Below are 18332 nucleotides of genomic sequence, written 5' to 3'. Positions count from 1 at the left end.
CTCAGTGTCCTTTCGAGACGGTGACGGTGCTGAAACTGCGGTCGTGGTGGATCAGGCGGTCGCCGGGGTCGCCGAGCATGACGGAGAGCACCTCGGCGACGACCACGGTCGAGGTGCCGACCGGGAGCAGGTGCAGCGGGCGGCAGCGGAGTGCGGCCTGGGTGCCGGGCAGCAGCGGTTCGCCGGTGGGGAGCGTGTCCCAGCCCTGGTCCGGGGTGAAGCGCGGCGCGCCCGCGGTGGCGAAGTCGGCGGCGATCCCGGCGTGGGACGGGCCGAGCAGGTGCACGACGAACGACGGCGCGTCCACGATGATCCGGGCGGACGGCGAGCCCATCACGGAGAACGAGAGCGCGGGCGGGGCGACGGAGACGGACGCGACGCTGGACGCGGTGAGTCCGGCGGGTCCGTCCGGACCGGCGGCGCTGATCAACGCGACGCCGGTCGGGTAGCCGCGGAACGCGTCCCGGAACCGTACGGAGATATCGGTCGTGATCACGTGTTTCCTCGTTCGCCGCGGTGCTGTGCCGTGACGAACGTTAAAACCTCAACAGCGCTTCAAGTCAACCGAGACCGGCGTCACGTCACGATCAGCCGACCGGCCGCCCCAGGCGGTTGAGCGCCTCGGTGAACGCGACGGTGAAGAGCTCGTCCCGCGTGCCGAGCGCGGCGTCCTCGAGTGCGGCGTTCACCGCCCGGAGGATGGCGTCGGCCATCTCGTCGTACCCCAGGCGGTGCAGTCGTGGGTCGAGCGCGATGCGCCGGAGTCGCCCGTCCTGTCCCGCCACCACGGTGACCAGGCCGTCCAGCGCCTGGCCGTGTCCCTCGTATTCGATTTCGGCCGCCATTACGACACCCCCCAATGGTCGTCGGCGTACCGTGTCATGACATCACGGGCATGCGGTTCCGTCTATGGAAATAGGACGAGCTTGCCTATTGCGACGAGCCCGACCGATACGATCATCGTGCGCATCACCACCGGAGAGAGCTTCCGCCCGAAGCGTGCTCCCGCTATGCCGCCGAGCGTGGCGCCGACCGCGATCAGCCCGGCGGCCTTCCAGTCGACCGAGTCCCAGGCGACGATCATGAAGGTGATGGCGGCGATCGCGTTGACGCCGGTGGTGAGCAGGTTCTTGAGCGCGGTGATGGACTGCAGCGACGTCGCGGTGATCATGCTCATCCAGCCGATGATCAGCACGCCCTGCGCGGCGCCGAAGTAGCCGCCGTAGATGCCCAGCACGTAGATGCCGATCGTCAGGGCGAGGCTGTGCTGAGATCGGACTGCGATGCCCGGTTTTGGCATCGCTTTTCGATCGTCCGGGTTTTGGCTGAAGGCTGGCCTGTGGTCTTTGACGTGTCTTTGCAGTGCGGGGCCCCAGATGACCATGACCAGGCCGAGGCCGATCAGCACCGGGACGATCGCGCGGAACGCGGAGTCCGGCAGCACCAGCAGCAGCGCGGCGCCGGTCAGGCCGCCGGCCAGGGACGCGGGCAGCAGGCGGCGCAGGGCGGGACCGTGCTCGGCCAGCTCGCGGCGGTAGCCGAGCGTGCCGGTGATGCCGCCACCCACGAGTCCGATGTTGTTGGAGATGTTCGCGACCAGCGGGGGATAGCCGAAGAACAGCAGCGTGGGGAACGTGACCAGCGTGCCGGACCCGACCACCACATTGATCATGCCGGCCCAGAATCCGGCGGCCAGGATGGCCAGTGCCTCGATCACGGCGATCATGCTAGTGAATCGAGATTTCGAAATATCTCGTTAACAGGTGTTACGTGATCGACGCAATCTCGCGGTCACAGACTCCGGGCATGACCACGAGACGTGAGTTCCTGCGCGCTGTCGGCGTGTCCGGCGGCGCCGGCGCCATGTTCGCGACGATGGGGGCGCTCGGCCTGGCACCGGACGCGGCGCACGCGGCCACCCCGAAATACCACGCGCCCAGCCCCGGCGACTTCACGCTGACCGGACGGTCCGCGAAGAAGGTGGTGATCCTCGGCGGCGGCGTCGCGGGGCTGGCCACCGCCTACGAGCTGGGCAAGGCCGGTTACGACTGCACGGTCCTCGAGGCGCGCGCGGTCGCGGGCGGCCGCAACCGGACGATCCGCGGCGGCGACACCGAGACGGACCTGGACGGGCGCACCCAGCGTGCCACGTTCTCCGACGGCCAATATCTCAACGCGGGCCCGGCCCGGCTCGCCCAGTGGATGGTCACGCTCGACTACTGCCGTGAGCTGGGCGTCCCCGTCGAGGTCTTCACGAACAGCAACGCGGACGCGCTGATCTACAACGCGGGGATGAGCGCACCTGTCCGTTATCGCACAGCAAAAGCGGATTTTTACGGGTACGTGGCGGAGCTGCTCACCAAGGCCACGAACCAGGGCGCGCTGGACACCGCGCTCACCGCGGACGACAAGGCGCGCCTGGTGTCGTTCCTCAGCGGCTTCGGCGCGCTCACCGGCGGCGTCTACCAGGGCACGAGCCGGCGGGGGTACGCCTCGGACCCGGGCGCGGGCAACGACGCGGGCACACTGCTCGGCGCGCCGCCCGCGCTCTCCGACGTGCTGGCCTCCGGCGCGGGACGCTACTTCAGCTTCGAGCTCGGCTACGACCAGGCGATGCTCATGTTCCAGCCGGTCGGCGGCATGGACGCGATCCCGCGCGCGCTGACCGGCGCGATCGGGGCCCGGCGGGTGGTGCTCGGCGCGGCCGTGACCTCGGTGACGTCGTCCGAGCGCGGCGTCACGGTGCGTTACACCCGCGCGGGCCGGGCCGCGGAGATCAAGGCCGACTTCTGCGTCGCCACGCTCCCGCCGCACCTGATGGCCCGCGTGCCGCACAACCTCGGCCCGGACGTCACCGCGGCGCTGGGCGCGTTCGGCGTGACCGCGTCCGGCAAGATCGGCCTGGAGTACCGCACCCGGTGGTGGGAGAACGAGCTCGGCATCTACGGCGGCATCACCGAGACGGACCTGGACCTCGCGCACGTCTGGTACCCGTCGTACGGCTACCACGGGCGGCGCGGCGTGATCGTCGGCTACTACAACACGGGCGCGAGCGCGGTGTCCTACGGCGCACTCACCCACCCGGAGCGGCTGGAACGCGCGCTCACCCAGGGCGCGAAGATCCACGGCCCGCGCTACCGGCAGGACCTCGCGTCGTCGTTCTCGATCGCGTGGCAGAAGGTGCCGTACCTGGAGGGCGCGTGGACCGGCGCGCCCTACGGCACGGCCGGCTACGACCTGCTGCTGCAGCCGGCCGGCCGCGTCTACTTCGCCGGGGACTGGCTCAGCCACGCGATCGCCTGGCAGCACGGCGCGCTCGTCTCCGCCCGCGCGGCCGTGACCGCGCTGCACTCGCGCGTGATGACCTCGTCCTGATCGGGGCGCCGTCCCGGACGCCCCGATCGGCGGATCTCAGGGCGTCCGGGGCGGGTCTATCACCTCGTAGGCGGTGATCAGGCCCAGCAGGTTGCCGAGCGCGCCGGTGCCGTCCGTCAGCGCGTCCGTCAGCTCCGCGTTCAGCGACAGCCGCGGCGCCAGCTCGGACGCCGGGGTGCCCAGCGCCTCCGCGGCGGACGACACCAGCCCGACCGCGAACGCCTCGTCCGCCGGCAGGTTCAGCCGGCGGGCCAGGTTCTGCGCCATCCGCGCGCGCCCGAGACCGGCCGGCGTCTGCCGCGGCACGTCCTCGTCGCCGACCGTGTCGCCGGCCAGCATCAGTGTGGTCCAGTCCCGCAGCCGGTCCTCGCCGAGCAGCAGGATCGCCTCCTGGACGGACTTCACCGGCACCGGCAGGCCGAGCGGGTCCGCGTTCGCGGCGGCCAGCACCCGCATCGACAGCGTCGCGTCCGAGGTGATCAGCGAGTTGACCTGCGACGGCGGCAGGTTGTTGTCGACCAGCATGCCGAGCAGCTCCATGCCGCGCAGCCGCGGCGCCGGGAGCGCGGCCGCGGAGACCACCTCGGGGCGCGCGACCGCGTAGCCCTGGAAGCCGTCGAACCCGGCGTCCAGCGCGAACTCCATGTGCTCGTCGTTCTCCACCCGCTCCGCGATGACCTTGATCTGCGGGTACGACCGGCACAGCGCCAGCGTCTCCAGGATCAGGTCCCGCGACGACTCCAGCACGTCGACCTTGACGTAGGTGGCCAGCGGCAGCAGACGGTCCGCGCCGGTGCCCGGGATGAAGTCGTCGAGCGCTACCTCGTACCCCTCGTTGACCAGACGGCGGACGCCGTCGACCACCTCGTCGTCGACGTCGATCGTCTCCAGGATCTCCAGCACCACCTTCTCCGGCCCGAACGGCAGCGGCAGCACACCGGTGACGAACTCACGCGTCATGTTCAGGAAGCACCGGCCGCCGCCGCCCAGCGACTCCAGACCGATGTCCGTGATCGAGGTGACGATCACCTGGCTGGTCGCACCCGAGTCACGGTGGGTCGCCTCCAGGGCCGCGGAGTTGCGGCGGAACAGCAGCTCGTGGCCGATGACCGCCCGCTCGCGGTCGAGGACCGCCTGGCGGCCCACGTGTACGGTACGCGCGGGGCGCGCACCTTCCGGGGAGTTGGACATGGCCGCCGTATCGGCGTCCGGCGCGGCGAGCTGAACCTTTCCCGCACCGCGGTGGCTACCTGGTGAACTCCGTTATCGCGTCCAGGTCGGCCGGCTGGAGGCCGCGGCGGGCGTCCGGCGCGATCAGCAGCGCGCGCTCCGGCCCGCCCAGCGTGTCCCGTTCCGGTCCCGGCGGCGGCAGCGCCTCGTCGTCGGTCCAGATCAGCCGCCGCCCCTCGGTGTGGACCACGTCACGCGCGGCCGCCAGCTTCAACGGCCAGCACTCCGCGCCGCGCGGCAGCGGGCGGAGCGTGAGCGCGCGGGGCAGCTCCGGCAGCATCCAGAGCCGCTCCAGCAGGTGCGCCTCCGGGCACCAGGTCGTGCACCAGCGGATCTCGACCGCGTCGTCCGCGATCAGCCGTTTCATCCGGGCGATCAGCGCGGGCGCGAACCGCAGCGGATACGTGGCGTCGTCCTCCGGTGAGTAGACGTCGCGGCGCAGCGGCGGGCCGCCCCAGCCCGGCCGCTTCGCGTTGATCACGCCGTCCACGTCCAGCAGCCAGACCGGTGTCAGCCCGGCCAAGCGACCTCCTCCAGGAACCGGTCCGCCTCGACGACCAGGTCCTTGAGCGCGTCGATGGAGGCGGCGAGCGGTCCCGGGAGGTAGAGCCCGTGGTCGGCGCCATCGAACTCCAGCACGTGCGGGGTCAGGCGGCGCGCGACCCCGGGATCCCAGGTCGGGTCGCCGGTGCCGCCGACCAGCAGGAACGGCGCGGTGGCCCCCTCGAGGGCACGTACCACCCACGGGAAGATCAGCAGCGGCGTCAGCCAGATCGCGGGGAGCGCGCGCTCGTTCGCCAGCGCGGCGCCGTTGGTCCCCAGCGACTTCCCGATCAGCAGCGGCGTGCCGGGAAGCCGGTCCAGCACCGGCGTGATCTGCCGGTGCACCCACGTCTCGATCACCGGCTCGCGATGATCCGGAAATCCTTCCGTCCACTCATGCCGGTGCACGGTCGCCCCGCGCCGCTCCGCCACATCCCCCGTATAGAGCAGCATCCCGGTCGTCGGTCCGTACCCGCCACCCGGCATCACCAGAGCATCCACCATGCGCGCGACTCTAGGCGATCCCGCGTTCCAGATCTCAAAGCCGAAAGCGAAGCCAAGACCACAACCGATCTCCCGCTTCCGGCGTGGTCCCGTCCCGCGCGCTCCCGCGGCCTCGGATCCGTGGCCGGTCACCACCGCCGCGGGCTGATCCCGCCGCCATCCTCATTTCGCACGGGCTCACGCCCAGGCTGTCGACGGGCCGGGGTCCTCAGGCGGCGGCGCCGGCGGCGAGACCGTGGGTGACGGACGGTGTCACGGGGATCTCGCGCAGGCCCCACGGGGAGCCGTAGGCGGTCAGCAGGTCGAGGAACGGGCGGGCGGGGAACGCTTCGGGGCCGAGGACGCCGGTGCCGGTCCAGGCGCCGGTGGCGAGCAGTTCGAGCGCGACGACCGGGTTGATCGCGGTCTGCCAGACGACGGCCTGACAGCCGTACTCGGACATGGACCACTCGTTGTCGACCACGTGGTAGAGGTAGACCTCGCGCGGGGCGCCGCGGAACGTGCCCCGGACCCAGGTGCCCGCGCACGTCTTGCCGCGCATGCGCGCGCCCAGCGTGGCCGGGTCCGGCAGTGCGGCCGCGACCACGTCGCGCGGGGAGACCGTGACCGGGCCGGACGGGCCGGGGACGATGATGCCCTCGGTACGGTCGAGGCCGATCTGGTGCAGCATCCGGAGCGTGCGGATGAAGTCCTCGCCCAGGCCGTACTTGAACGTCACCCGCCGGGCCGGCACCCACCGCGGGATGAGCAGCACCTCCTCGTGCTCCACGTTGACGCACTGCACCGGCCCGATGCCGTCGGGGAAGTCGAAGACCTCCGGCTCGCTGAACGGCGCGGTGGTGAACCAGCCGCGGCCGCGTTCCCACACGACGGGCGGGTTCAGGCACTCCTCGATGGTGGTCCAGATGTTGAACGAGGGCGCGAACTCGTGGCCGTCGACGGTCAGGTTGCCGCCGTCGCGCACGCCGATCTCGTCGATCTCGTCGAACAGCTCGTCCGCGGCGTGCCGGGCGAACACGTCGGACAGTCCCGGCTCGACCCCCATGCCGACCAGTGCGAGCCCGCCGTCCCGTGCCCACGCGCCGGCCTGGGCGAACTGGGCGTCGCCGAGCTTGACGCCGCACTGCGCGTACGGGCTGTCCGGGTGCGGCCGGGACAGCGACATCGCCATGTCCAGGTACGTGACGCCGGCGGTGCGCGCGGCCTCGAACAGCGGCATGACGAACCGTGGGTCGAGCGCGTTGAGCAGCACGTCCGCGCCGGTGCGCCGGATCAGCGCCGCGATCGCCGCGGGGTCGGCCGCGTCGACCCGCTCGGCGCGGAAGCGCACGTCGCCGGTCGCCGTGACCGCGGCCTGCGCACGTGCCAGGTCATAGTCGGCCACGACCATCTCATTGAAGAACCTTCGCCGGGCGGCGATCCGGGTGATCGCCGTGCCGACACCGCCTGCACCCATCAGCAGGACACGCATGGGGGAGAGACTCCAATCGAACTGGTGTCAATGTTGCGGGGCCCCGTAGCTGATCAAACGCGCCCGGCGCGCGTAAGGTCAACTGTGTTGGCATAAGAACCTGGAGGCGTGCGATGCCGAAAGTCGTGGTTCCGGAGGAGAAACGCCGTCGCCGGAGACCGACCCGCAGCGGCAAGGTGCTGTCCGAACAGATGATCGTCGATACCGCGCTGCGCCTGCTCCGCGAGCACGGCGCCGCCGGCCTGACCGCCCGCCGCCTCGGCCTCGCGCTCGACTGCGACCCCAGCACGCTCTACCGCTACTTCCGGGGCATGGACGAGCTGACGCTCGCGATCGGCGACACGCTCATCGGCCAGGCGCTGCAGGGCTGGGGCCCGACCGGCTCCTGGCGCGACGACCTGCGCACGCTCGGCCTGCGCATCCACGCGGCCTACGTGGCCCACCCGCAGGCCGCCGTGCTCACCACCAGCCGCGTCACCGGCCGCGCCAACGAACTGGCCGCGGACGAGGCCGTGCTGACCGTGCTGAGCGCGTCCGGCCTCCCGGTCCGCCAGGCCGTCGCCGTCTACCACGCGTTCATCGACCAGACGCTGGCCTTCGCGTCCCTCGACGCCGCCTCGCTCGCGCTCCCGAACGCCGCGCTGCTGGCCGAGGAGGAGGTCTGGCGCTCGACCTACTCCCGCCTCCCCTCCGCCACGCACCCGCACATCGCCGAGGCGGCACCGCTGCTGGCCACGCAGATGGTGTCGAGCGCGTTCCCCGCCGCGCTGGAGCTGCTGCTGGACGGCGTCGCCGCCCGCATGCACCCCCGGCCGAGCTGACCGACCACTCAGATCACCTTCATTTTCGAGCGCGCGAGTCCCGTCGTGCGCGCGTTGCGCGAGGCGCGTCCGGTGCCGCGCGCAACGGCGGTGACGGCGCGGCCGGGCTCGGGCGCAGGTGGCGCGGTGAGGGTGGACCGCGGTGCGGGAGGCGGGGCGGGGGTTGGCATGCTGTCGGGGTGATTGTGGGTGCGGTTGTCGGGCTGTGGGTTGGGGTGGGGGTGGCCGCGCTGCTGTGGACGCGGTCCTGGATGCGGTGGTTGCGGCTGCGGAGACGGCCGGTGCTGAAGTGCGATCAGCTGGCCTCCGTCAAGGAAGGGAGCCCGGTGACCGTGGGCGGGCGCACCGGGCCGGACAAGGGGCTGGTCGGGCCGTGGTCGCGGACGCCGTGCGTGTGGCACGGGGAGACGGTGCGGCGCGGGCACCGGGACGGCGGCGGGTACGTGGACTGGCGCACCGACGTCGCCAAGGGTGACGGGGACCGCGGGATCTACCACGGGGGTGTGCGCGTGGAGGTCGCGGAGGATCTGGCGCGGCAGGGGCTGTTCGTGATGCGGGCGCCGATGATCGCGCGGTCGCATCAGGACAACGGGCGGGAGCGGGACGGGCTGAAGCGGCCCTACTCCGTGGCGGAGGACGTCGTGCGGCCGGACGTGGCCACGATCGTCACCGGCACGCTGCTGATCGAGCCGGACGGCACGCGGCGGCTGATCCGGGGCGGGTGGGCCGACGGCACCGCCGAGGGCGATCCCGACGAGGTCCGGGGGCGCTTCTCGGCGTACCGCCGGCGGCTGTTGATCGTGGGTTTGATCCTGGTCGCGGCGGCCGGGCCGCTGACCACGCTGGTCGCGACCGGAACCCTTTAGGAGGGGCGCACCGGGAGGATCGCGCCGTCGTCGGCGAAGTGCAGCGCGTCGATGGCGGTCTCCCGGTGCGTGCCGTCGCCGCCGGGGATCCGGAAGCGGTGGTAGGCGATGTGCCACTCGTCGGTGCCGGGCACCCGGACGACCGAGTGGTGGCCGGTGCCGAGGATGCCGCGCGCCGCGTCCTTGGCCAGGACGACGCCGCGCCGGTCGCTCCACGGGCCGAGCGGACCGTCCGATGTGGCGTAGGCGACCTGGTAGTCCGCGCTGCGCGTGTCGTTCTCCGACCACATCAGGTAGTAGACGCCCTCCCGCTTGATCACGAACGGTGCCTCGTTGTACCCGTCCGGCGTGTGGACCAGCACCTTCGACGCGTCGAACGACACCATGTCGTCGTTGAGCGGCACCTGGTAGGCGGCGCCCTGTCCCCAGTACAGGTAGGCGCGCCCGTCGTCGTCCGTGAAGACCATCGGATCGATCATCTGCCCGGGGTACGCCCCGGCCGCGACCAGCGGCTCGCCGATCGCGTCCCGGAACGGGCCTGCGGGGGAGTCCGCCACCGCGACGCCGATGCTCTTCTCCGCGCAGAAGTACAGGTAGTAGCTGCCGTCGTGCTCGACCGCGGCCGGTGCCCACGCCTGTGTGCTGCCCCAGCTGACGTCCTCGAGGTCGAGGACCACGCCGTGGTCGGTCCAGCGGGACAGGTCCGTGGACGAGTAGGCGCGGAACCGCGTCCCGGACCAGCCGTCGAAGCCGTCCGTGGTCGGGTAGAGGTAGTAGGTGTCGCCGTACGCCACGAGGTGTGGATCGGCGGTGAGCCCGGGGAGGACGGGGTTAGGCATGATCGGGACTGTACGCGGTGATCAGCGCCGCGTACCCGGTCGCGGTCACCGGCAGCACGCGCCCTGGCCGATCTCCATGCGTCTATGGATGTTCCATCTATGACAACCCGGCAACAATGAGTGTTCAGGTCGTGACTCAGGGCGTCTGAATCGACCATGGTGGTTCGTGGACCACGGACCCCGGGGAGCGGCTCATGATCGACGACCGGATCGGCGCGCTGCTGGACGACGTACGGGCCGGCACGCCCGACGCGGCAGCACGACTGTGGAAGACCGCGGAGACGGAGGGCGGCCCGCTCATCTCACCCGGCCCCGGCGGCACGTCGCTCGTCACGTTCTGCTGGCGCGGCGAGGCCGGCACCGCCACCGTACGCTGGGGCGCCGAGGCCACGCTGGAACGCACGCCCGGCACCGACTTCTGGCACGCCACGGTCGCGCTCCCGTCGCGGCTGCGCACGCTCTACTACCTCAGCCACGGCGACGCCGCGGTCTCCCCGTACGACGACACCGGCGTCGGTGACACGCACGTCGACCCGCTCAACCCGCGCCCGTTCCTGTTCCCGCGCGACCCGTTCGACCCCACCGACCGCGACTGCTGGGCCTCGGTGCTCGAACTCCCGGACGCGCCACCCGAACCCTGGCTGACCGGCCCGCCCGTCCCGACCGGCACGCTCACCCCCGCGGACGTCGACAGCGCCGCGCTCAGCGGGCCGCGCCACATCACGGTCTACCGGCCGGCCGGCGTACCCACGCACGGCCTCGGCACGCTCGTCGTCTTCGACGGCCACCTCGTCCAGCACGTGCTGCGGCTCCCGACGCTGCTCGACCGGTTGATCGCGGCCGGACGCGTACCCCCGATGATCGTGCTCTTCGTGCACGTCGAGGACGCGGCCCGCGACGCCGAACTCGGCACCAACCCCGCCTACGCCGAGTTCGTCGCCCGCGAGCTGATCCCCTGGGCCCGCCACGAATTCGGCACCACGCCCGACCCGGCCCGCACCGGCCTGGCCGGCGTCTCGCTCGGCGGCCTCACCGCCACCCACGTCGCGTTCACCGCCCCCGACGTCTTCAGCCGCGTCCTGTCCCACTCCGGCAGCTACTGGCGCCCCGGCCCCGACGGCGAACCCGAGTGGCTGACCTCCCGCTTCGCCGCCCTCCCGCGCGCCGACCTGCGCCTCTACGTCGACGTCGGCGACCGCGAGACCATGCTCGGCCCCGCCGGCGCCCCACCCCAGCTCGACGTCAATCGCCGCTTCCGCGACGTCCTCCACGCCCGCGGCTACCCCCTCTCCTACCGCGAATACCTGGGCGGCCACGACTACGTCAACTGGCGCCGCCTCTTCCCCGACGCGCTGACCGGCCTGTTCGGCCTTTAAGGGCATATTTCCCGCTTCCGGCGTGGTCACCGTCCGCGAGCTCCCGCGGCCGCGGATCCGTGGGTGGCCACCCGGCTGCCGGACGCCCGGTGGTCCCGGTCGTCGCTGACGCTCCTCCCTGGCAACCGCCCGGGACCGCCACGCGCCGGGGTGGGCGCGGTTGCGGGTCACACGCCTTTCAGAAGCGCCATCCGGGCGGCGAAGAGCGCCTCCGTCGTGCGTAGCAGGTGTTCCGCGCCGCGGCCGAACGTCTCCGGCATCTCCTCGTCTCCGGCGGGGTCGAGCGAGAGGCGCACGCACCAGTTCGCCTCGATCGTCAGGTGGTGGAGCGCCGAGGACAGCATGGTGCTGACCTCCGCCACCGGTGGTGCGGGGAAGTGCGCCGCGGCCTCCACCGTCTGCAACTGATGGCGGCACGCGGCGAGGACCCGGGCCGGATCGTGGGTGCGCGCTGCCTCGACGAACTCCGCGTTCGCCCAGACGACGTCGTCCAGTCGGCTGCTTCCGCCACCGCTGGACCAGACGGACAACGCCTGGTTCCGATCCATCACCGGTGGCGGACCGGGCGGCGGCTGGATCGGGGCGCCGCTCAGCGAGGCCGGGCACCAGACGATGGTGGCGACGGACGCGGCACACAGCACCAGCATCGCCGGGACCAGCGGATTCCGTCGCCGGGCGGCGCCGGACCCGGTTTCCCGGACACCGCGTTCCGCGGTCGGGCGGCGGGCGGGGACCGCTATGGCGAGGACCGCCGCGATGATGCCGGTGGTGGCCAGGATCTGCAGCGGCCGCCGGGCCAGGATGCTGTCGACCTGGCCGCCGTGCCAGTGCGCCAGCCACATGGTGAGCGTGACCGCGCTGCCGAGTACCCAGGTGCCGCACGCGGCCGCGACCCAGCCGTGCCGTCGGCGCAGGACCGCCGAGAGGACCAGTTGCGCCGTCACCGCCGCCGTGAGTTCCCAGGCGGACAGGACGATCGCGCGCTCCGGACCGCCGCCGGGGACCAGCAGACGGAACACGGGCAGGGCCGCCAGCCAGACCACCAGCGCGAACCCGGCGCCGGTCGTTGCCGCCCGGACCACCGGCCCGGACCGCGGAGCGAGCAGGAGCGGCACGAGCCAGAGCGCGGCGAGCGCGGCCGCGGTGACCGGCGGCGCCGGATGGAGGTTGCCGAGCAGCGCGAGGACGGCCGCCTGCACGACCGGGCGGTCCACCGGGCGCCCATAACGAGCGGCGTGATCGAGATAGGGCCGCAGCACCTCCGTCCAGTTGACGTCCGCGCTGGCATACGTGTCGACGTGCCCGAAAAGCCCGATGCAGAGCAGCCCGAGTACGCCCGCGAACAGCAGGCCACGGCCGGTGCTGACGTGTGGGCCCAGCAGAAGGGCGCAGCGTCCGGCCCACGCGCACACCAGGAGCATCAGCGTCGGGGCGAATGCCAGAGCCGCGGTCCGCAGCACGCCGAGCGACGTCACCGCCACCGGCACCTGTTCCAGCGCCACCAGGTCACCGACCGCGATGCCGGCGCCGAGCGCGAGTCCGGGTGCGGCGAAAAGCATCCGTGCCCGGCCCCCGGCCCGCCGGAACGCGGCGCCGCGCCACGCGATCACGCCGACCGGCAGCGCGAAGAGCACGCCCCACACCACTCGCATGACGTCGAAGGAGCCGTTGTCCGCGTGGTACCACCCGACCATGCGCAGGACCGACAGCAGGTGCTGGTATCCCACCTGGAGCGCGAGTCCGGTGGCGAACGCCTCCAGCGCGCCCGGCCGCAGCAGCGATGCGGGCTCGCGGAGCGCGGCCCGGCGGGCGGCCGCGGTGGGGTGGGTGGCGATCCAGCGCAGGATCCGGCGGTGCGGACGCCCCGACGCCAGCGACCGATACGGGTCGTCGCTGCCGGTCCAGCGGGCGACCAGCGCGTCAGCCTCCCGCTCCCGGCTGCGCAGGACCGCGTTGCGGACCAGCAGGATCAGCGCGGCCAGCACCAGTACGCCGCCGTAGAGCCGGGCGTTGAACCAGCTCAGCGGGTTGAAGTGCGACCACAGCGGGATCTTCGGGTAGAACCGGGCCGGGGGTAGGAGCGGGATCAGGACCCACGGCAGCACCGCGACCGCGACGCACGCGCGCCACACCGCGATCGTGAGGTACGTGAGCGGGATGTCGCCGGTCCGGACGTGCGCCAGCTCGTGCAGGACGATCGCGTCGAACCCGGCACGATCCTGGTGGAAGAGCGCGATCAGCCCGGCGTCGAGGCAGACCCGGGGCCGCCGGCGCGTGCCGAACGCGACCCCACCGGCACGCGGCCCGGTCAGATCCAGGTAGAACTCGGGCCTTCGCCGCAGTCCGGCGACGACGGTCGCGTCCTGTAGCGGCTCGCGGAGCATCTCCCACACCTCGGGCCGGTCCTCGATCCGGCACAGGCGGGATCGGCGGATCCGCCACCAGGGGGACAGCAGATAGACGAGCGCGGCGACCGTCGACAGCACCAGCAGCCCGGCGGCGATCCACACGACCGTGGGGAGGAGGAGCCCGGACACACAGGCCCGGTAGACCGCCCATTTGCCCGCGTCCGGATCGGGGACCCCACTGGTCGTCGGATACAGATTCGCCCGGACGTTGCAGGCGCTGGAGCGGCTGACAATGCCGGAGAATCCGCCGTTGGACACGTAGGCGTAGACGAACGCGGTGACGGACACCGCCAGCACGACCAGCGTGGCGAACCGCAGGCTCGTCCCGGACGGCGCCCGGGGCGGCGCGACGGTTGACAGCGCCGGCGCGGCGGCGGTCATCGGCGGCGGTCGAGCAGCAGGTGGACGACCTGGGCGCACTTGTCGGCCAGGGCGGCGTCGCCGGTCTGTTCCCGGACGAGCGCGCGGGTGCCGGCCACGGCCGCGTCCCGTGCCTCGTCGGTGATCTCGCCGGGTACCGGCTTCGCGCGGCGGAGGCCCTTGACGGCGCGGGCCACCCGGCGCAGCGCGTAACCGGCCGCCTCGCCGAGCAGGTGCTCGTAGACGACGGTGGCGGCGGCCAGCGCGATCGGCGTGACCACCAGGATCTGGGTGTCGATGCCGGAGCCGAGCGTGGCGCCGGAGCGGACGCGGGAGTTGAGCACCCGGCCGGGGTCGCGCAGGAAGCCCTCGCCGAGTACGGCGAATCCGGGCAGTTCGGCCGGGGCGACCTCGCCCACGATCTCCCGTGCGAGGTCCAGGACGAACTCCTGGGCCGTGGTCGTTCCGGTCACCGTTGGCCACCCGCTCTCCGCCTCGGCGGCGACGGTCACCACCAGTGCGTTCAACGAGGGATCGGCGCCGGACGGAGATCAACCGTTCAGCCGATCCCGGCCGGAACCGCCGCGCTCCCGGCGTACCCCCGTGTGGTGGTGATCGTGAATTCAGGCCGTTGAGGTGGCCGGCTCCGCGGCGCGACCGTCCTGCGCCGGCGTCAGCAGACCGTGCAGGGACAGCGCGATCACGGACGCGACCAGGCAGCCGGTGACGGTCAGCCCGACCCGGAGCGTGCCGCCGCCCGCGCCGATCAGCGGGCCGGCCGTGACCGGGCCGAGGGCGGAGACGAACACGCCGATCAGGACGCGCCGGGCTTCCGGCCGCGCGGGTAGCGCGGCACGCAGTGCTTGCACCATGCAGGTGGTCTCGCCGTCATGCACAGTGGATGGTTAATGCGCAATACGCTGTCGCCTATTCGACTTTCCGCCGGTCCTTTTACTCGATTGTGGAGGCGGTCGCCGCAGTGTCGAATCGATGACGTCACCACTCACTGGTTCTGTGCGGCCCGTCTCCCGGCCGCACTGAAGGGGGGAACCGTGCGCGCCAGACTCATCGCCCTGCTCGCCTGCCTGCTGATAGCGGTGTTGCTTCCCGTGCCGCCCGCACAGGCGGCGCCACCTGCGAACTTCCTGACCTCGCTGGTGGTCGGATCCGGGCTGGACGGGCCCAGCGGGTTCGAGATCGCGCCGGACGGGCGCATCTTCGTGCTGGAGCGGGCCGGCAAGGTGAAAATCGTCAAGAACGGGCGGCTGCTGGCGACTCCGTTCGCGGATCTGCCCTCCGAGCCGAGCGGTGACCGCGGCCTGATAGGCATCGCCTTCGACCCGGAATTCGGCGTCTCGAACCATTACGTCTACTTCTATTACACCGGCCTCGACCTGCGTAACCGGCTGGTCCGCTTCAACGCCTCCGGCGACGTCGGCACGGAGGGGCCGTTCACCATCTTCCAGACGCAGTCGCTGTCGCAGCAGCTGCACGTGGGCGGCAGCATCCGGTTCGGCCCGGACGGGAAGATGTACTTCGCGGTCGGCGACAACGGCTACCCGGCCAACGCGCAGGACCTGACGAACCCGCACGGCAAGATCCTGCGGATCAACCGGGACGGCACGATCCCCGCGGACAACCCGTTCTACGGCCAGGCCGGCAAGGAACAGGCGATCTGGGCGTACGGGTTCCGCAACCCGTGGCGGTTCCAGTTCGACCGGGCGACCGGCTTCCTCTACGGCGGCGACGTCGGCAACTACACCTGGGAGGAGGTCAACCGGATCGTCAAGGGCGGCAACTACGGCTGGCCGATCCAGGAGGGCGTCTGCACCACCGGCTGCGCCGGATACACCAACCCCATCCACGCGTACGACCACGCGGGCGAGAGCGCGGCCGTGACCGGCGGCCCGGTCTACCGCGGAGAGGACTTCCCCGCGGCCTACAAGGGCAGCCTGTTCTTCGGCGACTACGCGAAGGGCTTCATCCGGCGCGCGGAACTGAACGCGGCCGGGAACGTCACGCGCGTCTCCGACTTCGACGCGAACGCGGGCTCGGTCGTCGACATCAAGGAGGCACCGGACGGTTCGCTGTACTACGTCACCTACTTCCCGGGGCGGCTCTACCGGATCTCCTACGAGCTGGGCAACCACTCGCCGTCCGCCAGCGCCACCTCGGACGTGACCAAGGGCCAGAACCCGCTGACGGTACGGTTCGACGGCTCCGCCAGCACCGACCCGGACGGGGACCCGCTCACCTACGCCTGGGACTTCGGCGACGGCACCACCGGCACCGGCGTCAAGCCGGTCAAGACCTACAACCGGGTCGGCGTCTTCACCGTCTCGCTGACCGTCAGCGACGGGCAGGGCCACAGCTCACAGGCGATCCCGATCGTCATCCAGGTCGGGATCCCGCCGACCGTGACCGTGGCGGTCCCGGCAGACGAGTCGACCTATCGGGCCGGGGACACGATCACGTACAACGCGTTCGCGATCGACGGCGCCGGATTCGACCTCGACGACAAGGACATCAAGACCACGGTGCTGCTGCATCACGGCACGCACACGCACCCGTTCGCCGGGCCGCTGACCGGGCGCGCGGGCTCGTTCACCATCCCGGTCACCGGTGAGTCGGCCGCGGACACCTGGTACGGGATCACGGTCACCGCCACCGACTCCAGCGGGCTGAGCACGTCCAAGACGGTCGAGATCCGGCCGATCACGGCGCCGATCACGGTCACCACGGACCCGCCGGGCCTGACCGCGCACCTCGACGGCATCCCGATCAGCACGCCGCACCAGGTCCGCGGCGTGTCCGGGTTCCACCGGGAGATCTACGCGCCGCCGACCGCGACCGCGTCCGACGGCCGGGTCTACCACTTCACCGGCTGGTCCGACGGCGGCGGCATCCGGCACACCGTCACCACGCCGGACACGGCCACCACGTACACCGCGAAGTACGAACTGTCGCCGAACTGGACGGCCACGTACTTCAACAACACCACGCTGTCCGGCACGCCGGTGCTGACCCGCGCGGAACGGACCCTGGACTACATGTGGGGGCTCGGCGGCCCCGGCGGCGGTGTGTGGACGGACAACTTCTCCGCGCGATGGACGAAACGGCAGTACTTCGCGGCCGGCCGGTACCGCTTCACCACGATCTCGGACGACGGCGTGCGCCTCTACGTCGACCGGAAACTCGTGATCGACAGCTGGGTGGCACAGTCCGGCAGCGCGCACGAGTGGGTCGGCGACCTGGGCGCGGGCAACCACACGATCACCATGGAGTACTACGAGGGCGGCAACGACGCCGTGGCCAAGCTCGCCTGGTCGGCCACCACCGACCAGTCCCACGAGCGGTTCACGGCCGAGTACTGGAACACGCCCGGCGCCGGCAGCGCACCCGCGATCCCGCGCACACCACCCGGCGTGACCCGCGCGGAGGACACGGTCGACCACAGCTGGGGCACCGGCTCACCGGACCCGGCGATCACGCCGGAGCACTTCGTGGCCCGGTGGACACGGCGGATCAGCCTCACCCCGGGGGAGTACGAGTTCAGCACGACCGCGGACGACGGCGTGCGGCTCTACGTCGACGGTGTGCGGCTGATCGACGCGTGGGCGGACAGCGGCGCGACCACGCGTACGGCGAGGACCGTGCTGGGCGGCGGGCCGCACACGATCGTCATGGAGTACTACGAGAACTGCTGCGACGCGGTGGCGAAACTGTCCTGGCGGCAGACCGCGGACGCGGTGGACCCGCCGAACTGGCAGGCGTCCTACTGGAATTCGGCCACTCCGGTCGTACCCGCGAGGGCTCCTGACCTTGCTCGTGCGGAACCGGCCATCAACCATGCGTGGGGCGCCGGCTCCCCCGGAACCGGCATCAACGCGGACAAGTTCGTCGCCCGGTGGACGCGCACCGACACACTGCCCGCCGGCGTCTACCGCTTCAGCGGCGCCGGCGACGACGGCATCCGGGTCTTCGTGGACGGCGCGCCGATCGTGGACCGCTGGTTCGACCAGAACGCCACGTTCAGCACGGACCGGCTGCTGCTCGCCGGCGCCCACGAGATCCGCGTCGAATACTACGAGAACGGCGTGGACGCGACGGCCCGATTCGCCTACCAGCGGGTCGCGGACGCCGGGCCGTCGGACATGTGGGCCGGCGAGTACTTCGCCAACGTCAGCCTCTCCGGCACCCCGCTGGTCACCCGCGACACCGCCGAGATCGACTTCGACTGGGGCGCCGGCTCCCCCGACCCGAAGATCCCGGTCGACAATTTCTCCGCCCGCTGGACCAAGGTGGGTGACTACGCGGCGGGGACATATCGGATGTCGGCGACGGCGGACGACGGCATTCGGGTACGCGTCGACGGGCGGCTGGTCATCGACGCCTGGCGTGACCAGGGCCCGACGACGTTCACGGCGGATGTGGCGCTGACGGCGGGGGAGCACACGGTGGTGGTGGAGTACTACGAGCACGGGGTGGGGGCACTGGCAAGGTTCAGACAGACCCTCATCTAGCAGGTCGCTCAACAGG

General features: G+C 71.6%; 16 protein-coding genes. 5 read left to right on the top strand and 11 right to left on the bottom strand.

Going from position 1 to position 18332, the window contains the following annotated elements:
• Position 1 precedes the first annotated feature (1 nt).
• The 3 genes from OP04_RS34705 to OP04_RS34695 all read right to left on the bottom strand — a co-directional run bounded on the left by OP04_RS34705 (position 2) and on the right by OP04_RS34695 (position 1717).
• Positions 2-496 (bottom strand): flavin reductase family protein, encoded by a 495-nt coding sequence (locus tag OP04_RS34705; protein WP_198154075.1) that lies wholly within the window; start codon positions 494-496, stop codon positions 2-4.
• A gap of 91 nt (positions 497-587) precedes the next feature.
• Positions 588-845, bottom strand: coding sequence for a YbaB/EbfC family nucleoid-associated protein (locus tag OP04_RS34700; RefSeq protein ID WP_033344159.1), 258 nt, complete (start codon positions 843-845; stop codon positions 588-590).
• Positions 846-907: 62 nt separating this feature from the next.
• The gene (locus OP04_RS34695) at positions 908-1717 is read right to left on the bottom strand and encodes a sulfite exporter TauE/SafE family protein (protein ID WP_198154074.1); all 810 of its coding nucleotides are present in this window, start codon (positions 1715-1717) and stop codon (positions 908-910) included.
• 89 nt (positions 1718-1806) lie between these two features.
• On the opposite strand from OP04_RS34695, the gene OP04_RS34690 reads away from it, so the two are divergent.
• The gene (locus OP04_RS34690; RefSeq protein ID WP_033344158.1) at positions 1807-3375 is read left to right on the top strand and encodes a flavin monoamine oxidase family protein; all 1569 of its coding nucleotides are present in this window, start codon (positions 1807-1809) and stop codon (positions 3373-3375) included.
• 36 nt (positions 3376-3411) lie between these two features.
• Here the strand turns inward: OP04_RS34690 and OP04_RS34685 are convergent, their stop codons facing one another.
• The 4 genes from OP04_RS34685 to OP04_RS34670 form a co-directional block, all read right to left on the bottom strand.
• A complete protein-coding gene (locus OP04_RS34685) occupies positions 3412-4566 on the bottom strand; it encodes an EAL and HDOD domain-containing protein (RefSeq protein ID WP_085067005.1) in 1155 nt (384 codons plus the stop codon).
• Positions 4567-4621: 55 nt separating this feature from the next.
• The gene (locus tag OP04_RS34680; RefSeq protein ID WP_051799542.1) at positions 4622-5128 is read right to left on the bottom strand and encodes an HAD domain-containing protein; all 507 of its coding nucleotides are present in this window, start codon (positions 5126-5128) and stop codon (positions 4622-4624) included.
• Positions 5116-5652, bottom strand: coding sequence for a hypothetical protein (locus tag OP04_RS34675; protein WP_033344157.1), 537 nt, complete (start codon positions 5650-5652; stop codon positions 5116-5118). Before OP04_RS34675 ends, OP04_RS34680 begins: the two co-directional genes overlap by 13 nt.
• Before the next feature lie 208 nt (positions 5653-5860).
• The gene (locus OP04_RS34670) at positions 5861-7123 is read right to left on the bottom strand and encodes a saccharopine dehydrogenase family protein (protein WP_051799541.1); all 1263 of its coding nucleotides are present in this window, start codon (positions 7121-7123) and stop codon (positions 5861-5863) included.
• A 113-nt stretch (positions 7124-7236) separates the two neighbouring features.
• On the opposite strand from OP04_RS34670, the gene OP04_RS34665 reads away from it, so the two are divergent.
• Positions 7237-7944 (top strand): TetR/AcrR family transcriptional regulator, encoded by a 708-nt coding sequence (locus OP04_RS34665; protein ID WP_033344156.1) that lies wholly within the window; start codon positions 7237-7239, stop codon positions 7942-7944.
• 281 nt (positions 7945-8225) lie between these two features.
• Positions 8226-8810: a hypothetical protein gene (locus tag OP04_RS34660; protein WP_157240788.1), complete on the top strand. Its 585-nt coding sequence runs from the start codon at positions 8226-8228 to the stop codon at positions 8808-8810.
• Here the strand turns inward: OP04_RS34660 and OP04_RS48715 are convergent.
• Positions 8807-9649: a family 43 glycosylhydrolase gene (locus OP04_RS48715; RefSeq protein WP_085067004.1), complete on the bottom strand. Its 843-nt coding sequence runs from the start codon at positions 9647-9649 to the stop codon at positions 8807-8809. The two genes, OP04_RS34660 and OP04_RS48715, sit on opposite strands and share 4 nt — an antisense overlap.
• 194 nt (positions 9650-9843) lie before the next feature.
• On the opposite strand from OP04_RS48715, the gene OP04_RS34650 reads away from it, so the two are divergent.
• Positions 9844-11025, top strand: coding sequence for an alpha/beta hydrolase (locus tag OP04_RS34650; RefSeq protein ID WP_085067003.1), 1182 nt, complete (start codon positions 9844-9846; stop codon positions 11023-11025).
• A gap of 167 nt (positions 11026-11192) precedes the next feature.
• Here the strand turns inward: OP04_RS34650 and OP04_RS34645 are convergent, their stop codons facing one another.
• The 3 genes from OP04_RS34645 to OP04_RS53875 form a co-directional block, all read right to left on the bottom strand.
• The gene (locus OP04_RS34645) at positions 11193-13814 is read right to left on the bottom strand and encodes a M48 family metalloprotease (protein WP_033344154.1); all 2622 of its coding nucleotides are present in this window, start codon (positions 13812-13814) and stop codon (positions 11193-11195) included.
• A complete protein-coding gene (locus OP04_RS34640; protein ID WP_033344153.1) occupies positions 13811-14320 on the bottom strand; it encodes a hypothetical protein in 510 nt (169 codons plus the stop codon). The genes OP04_RS34645 and OP04_RS34640 overlap by 4 nt, the downstream gene beginning before the upstream one ends.
• A gap of 96 nt (positions 14321-14416) precedes the next feature.
• Complete coding sequence (locus OP04_RS53875; RefSeq protein WP_198154073.1) at positions 14417-14665, bottom strand: hypothetical protein; 249 nt, start codon at positions 14663-14665, stop codon at positions 14417-14419.
• 180 nt (positions 14666-14845) lie between these two features.
• On the opposite strand from OP04_RS53875, the gene OP04_RS50450 reads away from it, so the two are divergent.
• Positions 14846-18316 carry a PQQ-dependent sugar dehydrogenase gene (locus OP04_RS50450; protein ID WP_051799539.1) on the top strand — a complete coding sequence of 1157 codons (3471 nt, stop codon included), beginning with the start codon at positions 14846-14848 and terminating at the stop codon, positions 18314-18316.
• Positions 18317-18332: the final 16 nt, after the last annotated feature.

The sequence above is a fragment of the Catenuloplanes japonicus genome (assembly GCF_000717135.1).
Lineage (GTDB): Bacteria > Actinomycetota > Actinomycetes > Mycobacteriales > Micromonosporaceae > Catenuloplanes > Catenuloplanes japonicus.
The sequence above is the reverse complement of the archived record's forward strand: the minus strand, read 5'-3'. Positions and strand labels throughout refer to the sequence as shown.

Bases quoted from the DNA above. Each gene is read 5' to 3' on its own strand.
- OP04_RS34645 (WP_033344154.1), bottom strand. From the start codon at position 13,814: ATGACCGCCGCCGCGCCGGCGCTGTCAACCGTCGCGCCGCCCCGGGCG.
- OP04_RS53875 (WP_198154073.1), bottom strand. From the start codon at position 14,665: ATGGTGCAAGCACTGCGTGCCGCGCTACCCGCGCGGCCGGAAGCCCGG.
- OP04_RS34665 (WP_033344156.1), top strand. From the start codon at position 7,237: ATGCCGAAAGTCGTGGTTCCGGAGGAGAAACGCCGTCGCCGGAGACCG.
- OP04_RS34700 (WP_033344159.1), bottom strand. From the start codon at position 845: ATGGCGGCCGAAATCGAATACGAGGGACACGGCCAGGCGCTGGACGGC.
- OP04_RS34670 (WP_051799541.1), bottom strand. From the start codon at position 7,123: ATGCGTGTCCTGCTGATGGGTGCAGGCGGTGTCGGCACGGCGATCACC.
- OP04_RS34690 (WP_033344158.1), top strand. From the start codon at position 1,807: ATGACCACGAGACGTGAGTTCCTGCGCGCTGTCGGCGTGTCCGGCGGC.
- OP04_RS48715 (WP_085067004.1), bottom strand. From the start codon at position 9,649: ATGCCTAACCCCGTCCTCCCCGGGCTCACCGCCGATCCACACCTCGTG.
- OP04_RS34685 (WP_085067005.1), bottom strand. From the start codon at position 4,566: ATGTCCAACTCCCCGGAAGGTGCGCGCCCCGCGCGTACCGTACACGTG.
- OP04_RS34650 (WP_085067003.1), top strand. From the start codon at position 9,844: ATGATCGACGACCGGATCGGCGCGCTGCTGGACGACGTACGGGCCGGC.
- OP04_RS34675 (WP_033344157.1), bottom strand. From the start codon at position 5,652: ATGGTGGATGCTCTGGTGATGCCGGGTGGCGGGTACGGACCGACGACC.